General features: G+C 51.1%; 14 protein-coding genes. 8 read left to right on the top strand and 6 right to left on the bottom strand.

All coding sequences use genetic code 11. The annotated features are described in order from the left end of the window. Positions 1-9 precede the first annotated feature (9 nt). The 3 genes from yidD to rpmH are packed head-to-tail and all read right to left on the bottom strand — an operon-like array spanning position 10 to position 746. Positions 10-219: a membrane protein insertion efficiency factor YidD gene (gene yidD, locus HZU75_RS05985; protein ID WP_180308247.1), complete on the bottom strand. Its 210-nt coding sequence runs from the start codon at positions 217-219 to the stop codon at positions 10-12. After that, the gene (gene rnpA, locus HZU75_RS05980; RefSeq protein WP_228028207.1) at positions 192-608 is read right to left on the bottom strand and encodes a ribonuclease P protein component; all 417 of its coding nucleotides are present in this window, start codon (positions 606-608) and stop codon (positions 192-194) included. Before rnpA ends, yidD begins: the two co-directional genes overlap by 28 nt. A gap of 3 nt (positions 609-611) precedes the next feature. Next, entirely contained in the window at positions 612-746 is a 135-nt protein-coding gene (gene rpmH, locus HZU75_RS05975; RefSeq protein ID WP_179356153.1) for a 50S ribosomal protein L34, read from the bottom strand. A gap of 229 nt (positions 747-975) precedes the next feature. Here rpmH and dnaA point away from each other — a divergent pair, with 229 nt between their 5' ends. The 5 genes from dnaA to HZU75_RS05950 all read left to right on the top strand — a co-directional run bounded on the left by dnaA (position 976) and on the right by HZU75_RS05950 (position 8958). Beyond that, positions 976-2397, top strand: a complete 1422-nt coding sequence (dnaA, locus tag HZU75_RS05970) for a chromosomal replication initiator protein DnaA (protein ID WP_180308246.1) — start codon at positions 976-978, stop codon at positions 2395-2397. Positions 2398-2503: 106 nt separating this feature from the next. After that, on the top strand, positions 2504-3610 hold the full coding sequence (dnaN, locus tag HZU75_RS05965) for a DNA polymerase III subunit beta (protein WP_180308245.1): 1107 nt from the start codon (positions 2504-2506) through the stop codon (positions 3608-3610). A gap of 85 nt (positions 3611-3695) precedes the next feature. Then, entirely contained in the window at positions 3696-6113 is a 2418-nt protein-coding gene (gyrB, locus tag HZU75_RS05960) for a DNA topoisomerase (ATP-hydrolyzing) subunit B (protein ID WP_180308244.1), read from the top strand. Positions 6114-6378: 265 nt separating this feature from the next. After that, complete coding sequence (locus HZU75_RS05955; protein ID WP_180308243.1) at positions 6379-7638, top strand: TraB/GumN family protein; 1260 nt, start codon at positions 6379-6381, stop codon at positions 7636-7638. A gap of 246 nt (positions 7639-7884) precedes the next feature. Next, positions 7885-8958, top strand: a complete 1074-nt coding sequence (locus tag HZU75_RS05950) for a bifunctional transcriptional activator/DNA repair enzyme AdaA (RefSeq protein ID WP_180308242.1) — start codon at positions 7885-7887, stop codon at positions 8956-8958. Between the two features lie 94 nt (positions 8959-9052). On the opposite strand, the gene HZU75_RS05945 is transcribed toward HZU75_RS05950, so the two are convergent. From HZU75_RS05945 to HZU75_RS05935, 3 genes are all read right to left on the bottom strand, one after another. Continuing rightward, positions 9053-9391: a hypothetical protein gene (locus tag HZU75_RS05945; RefSeq protein ID WP_180308241.1), complete on the bottom strand. Its 339-nt coding sequence runs from the start codon at positions 9389-9391 to the stop codon at positions 9053-9055. 17 nt (positions 9392-9408) lie between these two features. After that, on the bottom strand, positions 9409-9738 hold the full coding sequence (locus tag HZU75_RS05940; protein ID WP_180308240.1) for a hypothetical protein: 330 nt from the start codon (positions 9736-9738) through the stop codon (positions 9409-9411). Between the two features lie 102 nt (positions 9739-9840). Beyond that, positions 9841-10560, bottom strand: coding sequence for a Crp/Fnr family transcriptional regulator (locus HZU75_RS05935; protein WP_180308239.1), 720 nt, complete (start codon positions 10558-10560; stop codon positions 9841-9843). Positions 10561-11014: 454 nt separating this feature from the next. Here HZU75_RS05935 and HZU75_RS05930 point away from each other — a divergent pair, with 454 nt between their 5' ends. From HZU75_RS05930 to HZU75_RS05920, 3 genes are all read left to right on the top strand, one after another. Continuing rightward, a complete protein-coding gene (locus HZU75_RS05930) occupies positions 11015-11704 on the top strand; it encodes a hypothetical protein (RefSeq protein ID WP_180308238.1) in 690 nt (229 codons plus the stop codon). A gap of 203 nt (positions 11705-11907) precedes the next feature. Beyond that, the gene (gene macA, locus HZU75_RS05925) at positions 11908-13080 is read left to right on the top strand and encodes a macrolide transporter subunit MacA (RefSeq protein ID WP_180308237.1); all 1173 of its coding nucleotides are present in this window, start codon (positions 11908-11910) and stop codon (positions 13078-13080) included. Then, positions 13077-15029, top strand: coding sequence for a MacB family efflux pump subunit (locus HZU75_RS05920; protein ID WP_180308236.1), 1953 nt, complete (start codon positions 13077-13079; stop codon positions 15027-15029). The genes macA and HZU75_RS05920 overlap by 4 nt, the downstream gene beginning before the upstream one ends.

Raw genomic sequence — 15029 nt, 5'->3', positions numbered from 1 at the left:
ATTAAGGTGTTAAGGTACCGGATCGTGCCCACAACCACCCCAAGGGTGGCAGCGACATAAGCGGCGCACAGTTAGATAGCTGCCTTTAGTTGCGCCGTATTTTTGTAACGCTTCAATGCTGTATTGCGAGCAGGTAGGCGTAAAACGGCAGCGCGGCCCTAAAAGCGGGCTGATCATAAGCTGATATAGTTTCACAAATGCGATGATAAGGCGCGACATGAGCGTATTTTCTTGAACAAACTCAATAAAGCTGCTCGCGCAGCTGCACCTTCTTGGCGATTAAACGCCTTGCGCGATCGAACCACGATATCTAAGCCTGCCAATTGAGTGGCGTTGAGGCGGAAAGTTTCGCGAATCGTTCGCTTAATATAATTGCGTCCTACGGCCCGCTTGTCGGTTTTTTTGCCAACTACTAAGCCTAATCGTGCAGCGGCGCTGTGATTGGGCTTACCGAGTAATTGAAAATAATCATTTCCGACTGACGCGCGCAAACTAAAAACGGATGAAAAATCATCCGTTTTTAGTAGACGCGCAGTACGCGTAAAGCGATAGCGATGTACGCTACGCACGCCGTGCTCTGCGTTTGCTTCAGCTAATTGCTTTGGCAAAGCTTAGGCAGACAGACGTTTGCGGCCTTTGGCGCGGCGAGCGTTCAGAACGCGAACACCACCAACAGAGCTCATACGGGCGCGGAAACCGTGAGTACGCTTGCGGCGAATCACAGAAGGCTGGAAAGTACGCTTCATGATAAATCCTAGAGACTAAAGATGCAGTAAACACGCGATTTAATCAGTGAACTAGCCCCTTTGTCAAGCCAAAATGTTTTATGCGTCAGTGGCCTTGCCTGTGGATAAGTTTCGGATAAATCGGTACAATCAGCCGCTTCCCATTACCAACAATTAATCCTTCACCAACCGCGCAAACGGCATGCAATGTATATGGCAGTCGAAATGGCGTGGTGATGGACTGTCCCCAATGCAAATAAACGTCTCAACTGAAGACCTTTGGTCCCATTGTCTCAATGAGCTCCAGCAAAGTCTGGCTGCTAGCCAGTTTAATATCTGGATTAAGCCATTGGCCAATAGTGCGCAAGTGGTGGACGGCAGCTTGGTTATTGCGGTGCCGAATCAGATTTTTTTGCAGTTTATTCGTGATCGCTATTTGGGCATGATCGAGATGGCTGCTGCCAAGGTCTGCAATGGGGTGCCGCCACATATTGAATTAAAAGTAGGTACGCTCGCGCCAGCGGCTCCTGCCGCGCGCGCGGCCAAACCGGCTGCTGCGCCCGAAGTGGTTGAGCAAGAAGCGCCAGCGGCGCCGGCGCAGCCTGCCCCCAAACCTGCCAAGCGTTTTGATGCGGCGGGTTCAAACCATGAATTAATGCGCCTTAATCCCGGTCATACTTTTGATACGTTGGTAACGGGTAAGGCCAATCAGGTTGCGCGTGCGGCGGCGATGCAAGTCGCGGAAAATCCCGGTGTTAGCTACAACCCGCTATTCGTTTATGGTGGCGTTGGCTTGGGTAAAACGCATTTGACCCAAGCGATTGGTAATTTTGTACACCAGCACAACCCACAGGCCAAAATTCGCTATATCCACGCCGAAAAGTACGTACAGGATGTGGTGAAGGCGTATCAGCACAAGTCGTTTGATGACTTTAAAAAATACTATCACTCGCTCGATGTGTTGCTAGTCGATGATATTCAGTTCTTTGTGGGTAAAGATCGTACGCAAGAAGAATTTTTCTATCTATTTAATGCGCTACTTGAAAGCGGTAAGCAGATTATCCTTACTAGCGACAAAATCCCGCGTGAGATCGAAGGTTTGCAAGAACGGTTGACGAGCCGCTTTTCGTGGGGCTTGATTGTGCCGATCGAGCCGCCAGAAACCGAAATGCGCGTGGCAATTTTGATGAAAAAAGCCGAAGCCGAGCACTTTAAGCTCGATGCCGCCGTGGCCTTTTTTATCGCCAAAAATATCCGCTCGAATGTGCGTGAGCTTGAGGGCGCCTTAAAACGTGTAATGGCGTATGCGCGCTTTACCAATCAGTCGATTACGGTGGATTCAGCCAAAGAAGCGTTACGTGATATTTTGGCCTCAGGTAATCGGCAGGTGTCGGTGGAAAACATCCAAAAAACCGTCGCTGATTTTTACAAGATCAAAGTCGCTGATATGCATAGCAAAAAGCGTACGCGCGATATTGCGCGTCCACGCCAATTGGCAATGGCCTTGACCAAAGAGCTGACGCAAATGAGTTTGCCGGCGATAGGTGATGCGTTTGGTGGTCGTGATCACACGACGGTGCTGCATGCCTGCCGGACGATTCAAGATTTTCGCCAGAGCGATCAGGAAATGGCGCATCAATATAGTGTGCTGCTACAGATGTTGCGTTCCTGAATGAATGGCCTATGCGGGCTTGCCCGAATCTGAAGGATTGGGCGATTTCAGGTAGAATTGGGTTACTTTTTTTATTAAACGATTTGGGACTAATAGGTGAGGGAAAATGCAACTGCTGCAAGCTGAACGCGATTCGCTCTTAAAACCGCTGGCTACCGTAACCGGTATCGTTGAGCGCAGACATACTTTGCCGATTCTCTCGAACGTGCTGATCAAAAAGGAAGGCGAGCGCCTCGTTTTTACCGGCACCGACCTCGAAATCCAGATTAGCAGCCAGCAGTTGGAAGGCTTTTCCGGCGGTGATTTTGCGATCACCGTGGCAGCGAAAAAGCTATCCGATATTTTGCGTGCGATTCCCGATAAAACCGTGGTGTCGTTTGAAGAGGCAGAAGGCCGCTTGACGATTAAAGCGGGTAAAAGCCGCTTTGCGCTGCAAACCCTGCCGGCCAATGATTTCCCGCAATTGGCCGTTGATACCAACTTGCGCGCTACCGTGCGCATGCCACAAGGCCAATTGAAAGCGCTGCTCAGCCGCGTGCAATTTGCGATGGCACACCAAGATATTCGCTACTATCTGAACGGTATGTTCATGGTGACTGAGGGCAATTTGCTCAAATTGGTGGCGACTGATGGCCATCGCTTGGGCTTTGCTTCAACCGAGCTAACCAGCTCGTTTGATAAAAACGAAGTGATTTTGCCGCGTAAAACAATTCTGGAATTGTATAAATTGCTGGCCGATGTGGATGATGAAGTTACCATCGACATAGCAACCAACCAAGTCAAATTTAGCTTTGGCAATATTGTGATTCATAGCAAAGTGGTCGATGGTAAATTCCCTGACTATAACCGCGTGATTCCACAAAATAATACCCGTCTGCTTAGCGTAGACCGTCAAGCGTTATTGTCATCAATGCAGCGTGCCGCGATTTTGTCGAACGAAAAATTCCGTGGCGTGCGTCTGGTCTTGACCGACAATATGCTGAAAATCTTGTGCAACAATAATGAGCAAGAAGAAGCGCAAGAAGAATTGGAGGTGGTATATGGTCACGACCCACTGGATGTGGGCTTTAACATCCAATACCTACTGGATGTATTGACCAATCTATCCGTTGAAACACTGCACTGCTATTTTGGCGACGTCAATTCCAGCGTGCTGGTGACGATCCCCGATAATGAGCACTTCAAGTACATCGTAATGCCGATGCGTATTTAGTTGCAGGTGTGACCACAAAAGGGCGGCGACGCCCTTTTGTGTCTTGCAGCCTTTGTCTCTCACACCGAATTTCTGAATGAGTCCTATGAGCGAAAATAATCTCCCCGAAGTTCCGAGCCCAGAATATGGCGCCGACAGTATCCGTATCTTGAAAGGTCTGGAGGCCGTACGTAAACGTCCTGGTATGTATATCGGCGACACGGGTGATGGTACTGGCTTGCACCACATGGTGTTTGAGGTGCTGGATAACGCGATTGACGAGGCGCTGGCCGGTCATTGCGATACGATTAAAGTCATCATTCATGCCGACAATTCGATTTCGGTGGAAGACAATGGCCGCGGTATTCCGACTGCGATCAAAGAAGACGACGAATTCAAACGCTCGGCGGCTGAAATCGTGATGACCGAGCTGCATGCTGGCGGCAAATTTGACCAGAACAGCTACAAAGTCTCGGGCGGTTTGCACGGCGTGGGTGTATCGGTAGTGAATGCGCTATCTGATTGGCTGCGCCTGACGATTCGTCGTGATGGCAAAGTGCATTCGATGGAGTTCCGTCAAGGTGAAGCGGTATCGCCCCTGAAAGTGATCGGTGAAACTGATCGCCGTGGTACTGAGGTGCATTTCTTTGCTTCGGTTGAAACCTTTGGCTTGATCGAATTCCATTTCGAAATTTTGGCCAAGCGCATTCGCGAATTGTCATTCCTGAATAACGGCGTGAACATTCAGCTAATCGACCGCCGTCATGGCAAAGAAGAAAACTTTAACTACACCGGTGGTGTGCGTGGTTTCGTTGAGTACGTGAACCGCAATAAAACCGTCTTGCATCCGCATATTTTCTACGCGATTGGCGAAAAAGACGGCATGACCGTTGAAGTCTCGATGCAGTGGAATGACTCGTACCAAGAATCGGTGCAGTGCTTTACGAATAATATTCCGCAGCGCGATGGCGGCACGCACATGACTGCGCTGCGCCAAGTGATGACGCGTACGCTCAATCAATACATCGACAGCCACGACTTTGCCAAAAAAGCCAAAGTTGAAACCGGTGGCGACGATATGCGCGAAGGTCTGACCTGCGTCTTGAGCGTAAAACTGCCAGATCCAAAATTCAGTAGCCAGACCAAAGACAAACTGGTTTCGGGTGAAATCGCGCCGGTCGTCAACGAAGTGGTTAGCCAAGCCCTGGCCGACTTCCTGCTAGAAAACCCGACCGATGCCAAAATCATTTGCGGCAAGATCGTCGATGCCGCGCGTGCGCGTGAAGCGGCGCGTAAAGCGCGTGAAATCACCCGCCGTAAAGGCGTACTCGATGGGCTTGGTCTGCCGGGTAAACTGGCCGACTGCCAAGAAAAAAATCCGGAATTGTCTGAGCTGTATCTGGTCGAGGGTGACTCCGCCGGTGGCTCTGCCAAGCAAGGTCGTGATCGTAAATTCCAAGCCATCCTGCCGCTGAAAGGTAAAATCTTAAACGTCGAACGTGCGCGTTTTGACCGTATGCTCGCCAGCCAAGAGGTGGGAACGCTGATTACCGCGCTCGGTTGCGGCATTGGTAAAGACGATTTCAATATCGAAAAACTGCGCTACCACCGCATTATTATCATGACTGACGCGGACGTGGACGGCTCGCACATCCGTACGCTGCTGTTGACCTTCTTCTACCGCCAATTGCCTGAGCTGGTTGAGCGCGGCTATATCTATATCGCCCAGCCGCCACTATTTAAAGTGAAACAAGGTAAGCGTGAAACCTATCTGAAAGACGAGCAAGAGTTGAAGCAATACTTGCTACGCGCCGCGATGGATGGCTCTGAATTGCTACCGAATGGTGCAGATCAAGCAGGTATTGCTGGTGATGCGCTGGAAACCTTGGCCAAGCAATATTTCGTGACTGAGGCGGTGATTGAGCGCGAAAGTCGTTTTATCGATCCGATGATCTTGAATTCAATGCTGACCATGCTGCCGCTCAGCCTCGACAGCGAAGCCGCTGCACAAGATTCTGCCGATCGTTTGGCCGCAGCGGTGAAGCACCCCGCATTTACCTTCACCGTTGAGCCGATGGAAGCAGGCTTCCAGATTCGCATCGCTCGCCATTTGCACGGCGTGACCACGATGCAATACATCGACAACGATTTCATCCTGTCAGGCGACTACGCGCAAATCAAAAAGATGGCCGAAATGTTGCTCGGTCTGATCGGTGAAAAAGCGGTTATTCGCCGTGGTGATCATACTCAGCCGGTACGCAACTTCAAAGAAGCGCTCGACTGGCTGCTGGCCGAAGTGCGCCGCAATATGAGCATCCAGCGCTATAAAGGTCTGGGCGAGATGAACCCTGAGCAGCTGTGGGAAACCACGATGGACGTCACCGTACGCCGCCTGCTCAAAGTCAACATCGGCGACGCGATTGCTGCCGACGAAGTGTTTACCACCTTAATGGGTGATCAGGTAGAACCAAGGCGTCATTTCATCGAACAGAATGCTTTGGTTGCTCGTAATCTTGATGTGTGATTGGTGTAATTATAATTTCCTTTAATGTCTAAATATTTCACGCTTTTCTAGATTTATTGGATTTTAATTTGAAGTTAAAAAAGCCCCGGAAGGGGCTTTTTTATTGCGGCTTATTTTTTTAGGGATGGAAAATCATTGCGTGCCAGATCGAAACCGGTACGCTGTGGTTATTTCTTTGCTTTTGGTTAAGTTATTTTGTTGTTTTTGTAAATATTGTTCTTTTTGTTGTAAGATTTTCAGTGCTTTCAATTTTGGGTTTAAACAGATGAAATTGATTTTACTGGCAACTCTTGCATTAACGCTCACCGCCTGTGGCGGCGGTAGCGGTGGTGGGTCAACAAGTAACACTGGAGTTGATTTGAAAAAATCAGCTCAGGCCTTAGCGACAAGCAATATTGATGCTTTAACAGATGCTGATTTGGCTAATTTTGGCAGTGCGGTTGGTGATTCTAGAATCGTAGTGCTCACCGAGCCATCACATTCAGTCGCCCAGGCCATGGATTTAAATGCGCGCCTGATACGTTATCTGCATGAAAACAAAGGCTTTGATGCACTACTGATCGAAAGCGGCATGTTCGATGTTGCGAATATGAATGAGCTCAAGCAGAGCAGAGCGTTGCCATTTACCGTTTCAGCCCCCGGTCGAGCTTTTTATGGGTTTTCGCGTGATGCAAATGGGCAAAAAATATTTACCTATCTCGATCAAACGCAATCGAGCAGTAAACCCATGGAGCTTGCCGGGATTGATGTGATGATGGAAGGCGTGGCGTCAACCGGGCTGTTTGTTTCTCGGTTGGAAGCTAGGTTGCAAGCACGCAACGCCGCCGTGCTACTCGATCCGCAGTGGAGCATCTTCAAAACCATCGCACAACGCGTCACCACCAATCCTGAATATACTGATGCACCCGCTGATCTGGCGGTATTCAAACGAGTTTTGGAGTTGGTTAAAACTGAGTTTTGTACTGCCCCCGCTACAAATCAGTATCGCTTTGATTCGGATGGCTTCTGGTGTCGCGCGGTGAATAGCTTGGGCGGAACAGCGGGTTATGTGTGGAATACGCCAAAAATACTGGACTACAATGCGCGCGACCATGAGGCCGGCAATAATGCAATTTGGCTGCTAGATGGCCCATTTGCAGGTAAAAAAGCCATTGTACTTACGCACGCACTGCATGGGTTTGCGGCAGGATCAAGCTTGCGAGAAAGTACAGGGATCGTGCTAGCGAATCGCTTTGGCTCTCAAATCCACACTACACATATCACTGCAACCAAGGTTAATTCCCCGGAAGAGGTTGTTGCACAAGGTGCGCTGGAATATGAGTTAGATAAAGTCGGCGCGCTCGCATATTTTCCGTATCCCGCCGATGCTGCGGCTCAAGCCGAGCTAAGTAAGCTTAGTATTCGTGAGGTGAACTTTACGCCTGAAAAACCAAACCGTTTTGGTCGTGCATATCAAAGCCTGTTTTATGTGCGGCAGATTAGTTTTGTGAGCCCCGACTGGACAGGGTACCCCACGGTGTATTGATGGCAGTTTGCGCTTTGCAATCAGTGTTGTCGTTGATGGTGGAATGCCATTTAGCACCCAAAGCCCCGCAAGGGGCTTTTTTTCTAGCTGCCGCGCCGCAAAAATACTTGTTCAATTTTCGGTTGCTGTGTCGAGCTTGGCTGGCTTACTGTGGTGGGGGTGGTGTGGGGCTGTATGGGATTGGAATGCCACATCGGCTGGTGGGTTTTTGCTTTGAAGTGACGAGATTTTATTGGGGGAGCGGGCATGCGGATTGAAGATCAGCAGCAAATCGATACTTACTATCAGGCCTTACTCAATCGCTCGCCCGAGTTTGTCGGTAGTTTTTTTGTTGGCGTGAAAACCACCTTGGTGTTTTGTATTGCCACCTGCCGTGCGCGCAAGCCCAAACGCGAGAATGTTGAGTTTTACACCCAATTTAAAGAGGCGTTAGACGCAGGCTATCGGCCGTGCAAGATTTGTCGCCCAACTGAAAACGCGCATTCGGCGCCGCCGCAGGTTGAGCAGGCCTTGCAACTGCTGCGGCAAAATCCAAAAGACAAACTCAGTGACTATCAACTACGCCAAGCGGGGATTAGCCCCGAAATGCTGCGGCGCTGGTTTGGCCAGCATTATGGAATGACCTTTCAGGCTTATCAGCGCATGTTGCGCATTAATACCGCCCTTGAGGAGCTGAAATTGGGTAAACGTGCGACCGATACCGCGTATGACGCGGGCTATGAATCTTTAAGTGGCTTTGGCTACACCTATAAAAAAATGCTCGGGCATAGCCCGGGCCAGACGGGCGAGTTGGCGGTGATTTTGATTCACCGCTTTACTACGCCGCTGGGGCCGATGTTTGTCTGCGCCAGCGAGCAGGGCGTTTGCCTGTTGGAGTTTGTCGATCGCCGCATGTTGGAAACCGAATTCAAAGATCTGCAGCGCTTGCTCAAGGCAAAAATTATTGCCGGCGAGAACGCGCATACGCGGCAGGCCGAGCTGGAAATCGGCGAGTATTTTGCAGGCGAGCGCCAGCGGTTTACGCTGGCGATACATGCTCCGGGTACCGACTTCCAGCGCTCAGTATGGAATGTCTTGCAGACTATACCCTATGGGGAAACTCGCTCGTACCAAGCGCAAGCTGAGGCAATTGGCAACCCGCAGGCCGTGCGTGCCGTGGCCTCGGCCAATGGCTGCAACCGCATTTCGATCGTGATCCCGTGTCACCGAGTAATTGGCAAGGATGGCTCGCTCACTGGTTACGGCGGTGGTTTGGAGCGTAAACGCTGGTTGCTTGAACATGAAAAGCGCTTCGCAACGCAAATAGCTCAGGCCGATTAATTTAATCGGTACAAATCAGATTGCGATTGTAGTGGGGTATCTCTCTGCAATCATTGTTGGTGTTGATTGAGCGATAAATACCCACATTTACTGCTTAATTAAAGAAACGCCGCCATTCGGATGCACCCAATAGCTGTCGACAATGATTGCGATCTAAGCGACGGCCCCAGTAGCGGCCGCGATCGTAGGCAAAGTTGCGGGCCGCAAGTGCATCTAATTTGCGGCGCGATGACATCTCATTGACTTCTTTAAATGCGCGGTAGCGCGCCAGTTTGTAACGACCTTCGCGGCCAGTATCATGTTCGGCACAATATTTCATTGCACCGGCAAAAGCACCGACACGTTGTGCATCTCGGCGGCTGTCGGCCCAAGTGGGGGACGCCATGAGCATCAGCGCGGTCAAGGCGAAGATTAAGTACTGAATCGCTTTCATATTATTCCTTGCAGATATTAGTTCCAGCGGTCTTTACGGACTGCGCGGCGGATTTCACGTCGTGCTTCGCGGCGTTCGCTGCGTACTTCGCGCGCGGCTTTGCGTTTGGCGGCGCGTACTTCGCGTGTGCCTTCCCGGATTGCTTGGCGACGCTCCCAAGCATTGTCAGCTTCGTAATAATCACGGGCAGCTTCGCGACGTTCGGCGGCAATTTCACGGGCACCGTCAATTTTTGCGCGGGTTACTTCACGTACGCCATCACGATAAGCATCGCTAACGCTGGCCTGAGCGGGCAGGGTGTACAGACTTAAAAGAGTGGCGATAAGAAGTAATAGATAGCGTGACATGATGGGCTCCAGAACAATTTAGCCATTCGACGATGGCGCCATCTTAGGGAGCAGCATGTCTGCTGAGAATGGATTGTGCGATTTCGCACAGCGGGGTGATTTTTAAAATTCGCGCGGTAAGGGCTGTAAAATTTGCAAGATGCCGCGCTCGTCTTGTTCGATATAGCCCCCACTGCGCAGTTGGCTGAGCATGCGGTTAACCATTTCACGCGAGAGCCCAATCCGGGCGGCAATTTCTTGTTGATTCAGGATCAGCCCACTGGGCAAATGTTCATTTTTGGCTCGTCGATCCATTTGGATCAGCAGCCGGCGCAGCCGTTGATAGCCATTACTGTGGCCTAATAAATTAATCATATTCATCAGATGAAAAACCCCCTGGGCCAACTCGTGCGCAACGGCTTCCCATGCGGCGGGGTGTGCCGTAAGTGCTGCGCGCACAGCACTCAGTGGTAGCCGCAAATAATGCGCGTCCTGCCGTACGATGAGCTGGACTTGGGCGTGGCTGGGCATCATCAGGGCATGCAATCCGGCCACTGCACCGGCACTCATATGGCCATATAAGAATTCGCGGCTTCCGGCATTTGGGTTGGCGCTGGCAATGATGATGCCTGACGAAAGTAGGATGATATCGGTGATATCTTGCCCTTCCTGCCAGAGTTGAGTGCCAGCCGGCGCATCGATTTCTTCCCCAGCGGCCACAAGAGTGGCACGTAGTGGTGCAGGAAAAGCCTGCAGCAGCGGAAACAACAGCGGCAGCATAGGGTCGGCGCTAGAGGTCATGACTTGGCTGGAATCGCGGAATGAGTTAGTCGGGGCCTGCACTGAGGTGCTGACCTTTAGTTTACTCAGCTTTTGGTTTCTGGCTTGAGTAAACGGTTTGGTGTGCGCTTACTTGCTTTGTTCGTGCTACTACGGCTTAAGCTATGTTATCCCAAACCAATTGGCATATTACTATGGGTATATTTCCATAGTTAAATTGGTTATTGATTTAAATGCATATACCAAGCTGGGTATTTGGTGCATGCCAGCTTTGCTGGATCTAAATGAGCTCTTTGTAATCTGGCGTAGCATTGTTGTGTTGATGCACGATGAGTTGCGCCGCACTTGGCTTATTTTGCCGACCTTACGCCGATTATCTAATAAATTGGTCATCGTTTTGTCATCCGCCCTAGCGGGTGACTAGGCTAGTATTGCTTTAGCTTTTGCATAATTAGCGTAGCGTCTGGTATTGGCCGCCACGGCGGTATTCGATGATTCAGGGGAAATGGAGTGCAACATGGCAATTAAACAGACGGTTTTAGCTGGCCTGACTATCACATGCATGTTGGGTGCTCCTCTGGCTCAGGCATACAGCGAATATGACGCGCGGCGTGATTGTTCACGCAAGGTGGCCGGTTGGAACTCTGATTATCGGGATGCCCGCTTTGAGAATGTCGAGGACACAGGTTGGGATTCTTATAGTTTGGATGGCAAGGTGCGTAGTCGTGATGATGGTAAAGATCACAAATTTACCTGCCGCGTGCAACGGCAAGAATTGGTGAGTTGGAATGTGAATGCTAAATCAGTCGATGAGGAGCACGACCATAAAAGTCGTAACCGTGCCTTGGCGATTGGTGCTGGCGTGGTTGGCTTGGCGGCATTGGCTGCAATCATGAGTAGCAGTAATAAAACAAATGAAGAAAAAGCGCAGGATGATAAGCGTGCCGACTATGCGAGCGGGCGCTCGGACCCCTTTGCAGACGTCGCCTTCTTGAAACAAGAATGCGCTACGGTACTACAGCGGCATCTCAATGATGACCATGGTGAGGTACGTTCGGTATTACTCAATACGGCGCGCTTAACTGGGCGAGTGTTGAAAGGTGATGGCACGGTGACTTTTGAGGAAGGCTCAACCCGGCGCCTAAGCTATACCTGCGATTTTGACCGTACAGGGCGCATTTACGACGGGCGTTATTTGTATCGCTAATTTTCAATGGGTATTGCTCTGTAGCTATTAATATTAAATGATTACGAGCATATACCGTATAAGCGTATGTTGTAATTTACGGCGCATTGTATATGCGCCGTAAATATGTGTAGTTTTACATACAACTTATTACCTAGATTTACTCGCCAGTGCAGCGTAATGTTGCCGTCATAACTTATCTTCCTGCTTTGGAGTTTTACTGCATGTTGTCTGCGATTTACCGTCTATGGTCCCGCCTCGGTCTATGGCGCTGGATTTTGTTAATCGCTCTGGCTGCGGCAGCCTACTCAGGGTTGGGGCGCAAAAAAGTAGACCCTAGCAGCCAGGTCATCAGTAGCGTGGTTAAACGTGCTGATGTAGAAGTCTCGGTACTGGCCACCGGCAAAGTTGAAGCTGCCAAAACGGTCGATGTTGGCGCGCAGGCTTCGGGGCAGATCAAGCGTTTGGCGGTACAACTGGGGGATCGCGTTAAAAAAGGCGATTTGCTCGCCGAGATTGATCCGAGTGTGTCACAAAATGATTTTGACGAAGCCCAGATGTCGATTGAAGGGTTGCAAGCGCAAAAAACTATCAAGCAATTAGCGCTCGATGACGCCGAGCAGGAATTGGCGCGGCAAAAAACCATGATGGCGGGCGACGCTACGCCACGTAAAGAGCTTGAATCGGCGGCCAATGCGGTCAAAATGCGTCAAGCTGAAATACGCCAATTGGCGGCGCAATTGCGGCAAGCCGAAATCAAATTGGCAACCGCCAAAACCAATCTGGGCTTCACGCGGATTGTGGCGCCGATAGATGGCATTGTGGCCTCGATTGCGGTGAAAGAAGGTCAGACGGTCAATGCGATTCAGTCGGCACCAACGATTTTAACGCTGGCTGATATGGATACGATGAAGGTGCAGGCGCAAGTGGCCGAGGCCGATGTGGTGCGCCTTAAAGCCGGTACGCCGTTGTATTTCTCGGTGCTCGGTGCGCCGGAAACCAAGATCAAAGGCCAAGTTGCTGGCGTTGAGCCAACGCCGCAAACGATCAATAACGCGATTTTCTACAATGCGCATTTCTTTGTTCCCAACCCGCAAGGGCTGCTGCGTTTGCAGATGACGGCGCAAGTGACCTTTATCTTGGCTGCGGCGCGCAATGTACTGACGATCCCGGTCGGCGCCATCGGTAAAAAAGGTGCGGCGAGCGATCAATACACCGTCAAAGTGCTCGATGCGCAAGGTCAGATTCAAGACCGTACTGTGACCATCGGCCTGCGCGGCAATATTGTCGCAGAGGTGAAATCGGGCCTTAAAGACGGCGATAAAGTCGTGATCGGTAATGGCAGCGCTGATGATGGTATGCCAGCGAAATCAGGCAAGGTATCGGAGCGCGCATGAGTACGCCAGTGATTGAGCTGACCGGAATCGGGCGGGTTTTTCCGGCAGGCGATCAGCAGATCCGCATTCTGGATGACATCAATATTGTCATTGAAGCCGGAGAAATGGTCGCGATTATCGGGCAATCGGGTTCGGGTAAGTCGACGCTGATGAATATTCTGGGCGGACTCGATAGCCCTTCGGAAGGTTCGTACCGCTTTAATGGCCGTGAGGTCGGCGAGCTCAATGCCGATGAATTAGCGATACTACGGCGCGATCATTTTGGTTTTATTTTTCAACGTTACCATTTGCTCGGCGCGCTAAGCGCGACTGAAAACGTGGCCATGCCGGCGATTTACGCCGGTATGCCCTTGATCGAGCGACAAAAACGCGCCGCGATGTTGCTGGGGCGTTTGGGTTTGGGTGAGCGGCTCAATTATCGCCCACGCCAGCTCTCGGGTGGCCAGCAGCAACGGGTATCGATTGCCCGCGCGTTGATGAATGGCGGTGAAGTCATTCTGGCTGATGAGCCGACCGGCGCGCTCGATTCGCGTAGCGGTGCCGATGTATTGCAGATTTTGAAAGAGCTGCACGAGCAAGGTCATACGGTCATTTTGGTGACGCATGACGCCAAAGTGGCGGCGCAGGCGGATCGGATTATCGAAATTCGTGACGGCAAAATTATCTCGGACGTTTGTAATCTGGCGCGCGATGAAGAAGCTTTGCCCAGTGATCCACCGCCGCCAGCCCCGCATGACGCGTCGCCACAAGCTTTGCTGGGGCGCTGGCGCGAAGCCTTTGCGATGGCATTTCGCGCGCTCCTCGCAAATCGGATGCGTAGCTTGCTGACGATGCTCGGCATCATTATCGGGATTGCCTCGGTGGTGTCGATTGTCGCGCTCGGTGATGGGATGGAAGAATCAGTCCTGAAAAATTTTGCCAGCTTGGGCGTGAATAACCTCGATATTCTGCCGGGCACTGGCATTAGCGATGAAAAAGCGCAAAGCGTGACCTCTTTGCGAGAGAGTGATCTGGCATTGATCGCCACCGAGCCCTATGTGCAATCTGTTACGCCAATTACCGGCATAGGTATGCGCGCGCGATATAAGAATCTCGACGCCTCTACGATGATACAGGGGGTGTCCCCAGCCTATTTCGACCTACGCAATCAGGCGATGCAATTTGGCGTGGCGTTTAGTGATGAAGACGTTCGCCGCCAAGCGCAAGTGGCGGTAATCGGTGAATACACACGTAAAACTTTATTCGGTTCTGAGAGCGGGATTGGCGAAGTGATTTTGCTCGGCACTATGCCAGTGCAAGTGATCGGCGTGGCCGAAAAAAAATCCGGCGGCTTTGGCGGCGGTGAATCACTCGATGTCTGGGTGCCCTATAGCACGGCGGCAAGCCGCATGTTTGGCCAGCAGCATTTCAGCCGCATCACGGTGCAAATCAAGCCAGATGTACCGCTCAAAGCAGCCGAGACGGCTTTGCTGTCGCGTATGGAGCAATGGCACGGCAAAAAGGATATTTACACCCGCAATATGCAAGACATGATGGAATCGTTTCAAAGTACCGCGAACAGCATCAAGATGTTTCTGATGTTGATCGGCGTGATTTCGCTGGTCGTTGGTGGCATTGGCGTGATGAATATCATGCTGGTGTCAGTGACTGAGCGCACGCACGAAATTGGCATCCGGATGGCGGTTGGCGCGCGGCAATCGGATATTCGAATCCAGTTTTTGATCGAGGCGATTGTGGTGTGTTTGCTCGGCGGTGCGATTGGTATTTCACTGTCGGCCTTGCTGGGGGTGGCTATCAATAGCTTTGTAAAAGATTTCCAGATGATTTTCTCTCTCGGTTCAATTACCACCGCGGTGTTGTGTGCCACGGTAGTGGGGGTGGTCTTTGGGTTTTTACCTGCGCGCCGTGCATCGCAGTTGGCGCCAATTGAAGCTTTGGCACGGGAATAA

The sequence above is a fragment of the Chitinibacter fontanus genome (genome assembly GCF_013423785.1).
Lineage (GTDB): Bacteria > Pseudomonadota > Gammaproteobacteria > Burkholderiales > Chitinibacteraceae > Chitinibacter > Chitinibacter fontanus.
The sequence above is the reverse complement of the archived record's forward strand: the minus strand, read 5'-3'. Positions and strand labels throughout refer to the sequence as shown.

Bases quoted from the DNA above. Each gene is read 5' to 3' on its own strand.
- macA (WP_180308237.1), top strand. From the start codon at position 11,908: ATGTTGTCTGCGATTTACCGTCTATGGTCCCGCCTCGGTCTATGGCGC.
- HZU75_RS05940 (WP_180308240.1), bottom strand. From the start codon at position 9,738: ATGTCACGCTATCTATTACTTCTTATCGCCACTCTTTTAAGTCTGTAC.
- HZU75_RS05930 (WP_180308238.1), top strand. From the start codon at position 11,015: ATGGCAATTAAACAGACGGTTTTAGCTGGCCTGACTATCACATGCATG.
- HZU75_RS05945 (WP_180308241.1), bottom strand. From the start codon at position 9,391: ATGAAAGCGATTCAGTACTTAATCTTCGCCTTGACCGCGCTGATGCTC.
- HZU75_RS05920 (WP_180308236.1), top strand. From the start codon at position 13,077: ATGAGTACGCCAGTGATTGAGCTGACCGGAATCGGGCGGGTTTTTCCG.
- rpmH (WP_179356153.1), bottom strand. From the start codon at position 746: ATGAAGCGTACTTTCCAGCCTTCTGTGATTCGCCGCAAGCGTACTCAC.
- HZU75_RS05950 (WP_180308242.1), top strand. From the start codon at position 7,885: ATGCGGATTGAAGATCAGCAGCAAATCGATACTTACTATCAGGCCTTA.
- yidD (WP_180308247.1), bottom strand. From the start codon at position 219: ATGTCGCGCCTTATCATCGCATTTGTGAAACTATATCAGCTTATGATC.
- dnaA (WP_180308246.1), top strand. From the start codon at position 976: ATGCAAATAAACGTCTCAACTGAAGACCTTTGGTCCCATTGTCTCAAT.
- gyrB (WP_180308244.1), top strand. From the start codon at position 3,696: ATGAGCGAAAATAATCTCCCCGAAGTTCCGAGCCCAGAATATGGCGCC.
- dnaN (WP_180308245.1), top strand. From the start codon at position 2,504: ATGCAACTGCTGCAAGCTGAACGCGATTCGCTCTTAAAACCGCTGGCT.
- HZU75_RS05955 (WP_180308243.1), top strand. From the start codon at position 6,379: ATGAAATTGATTTTACTGGCAACTCTTGCATTAACGCTCACCGCCTGT.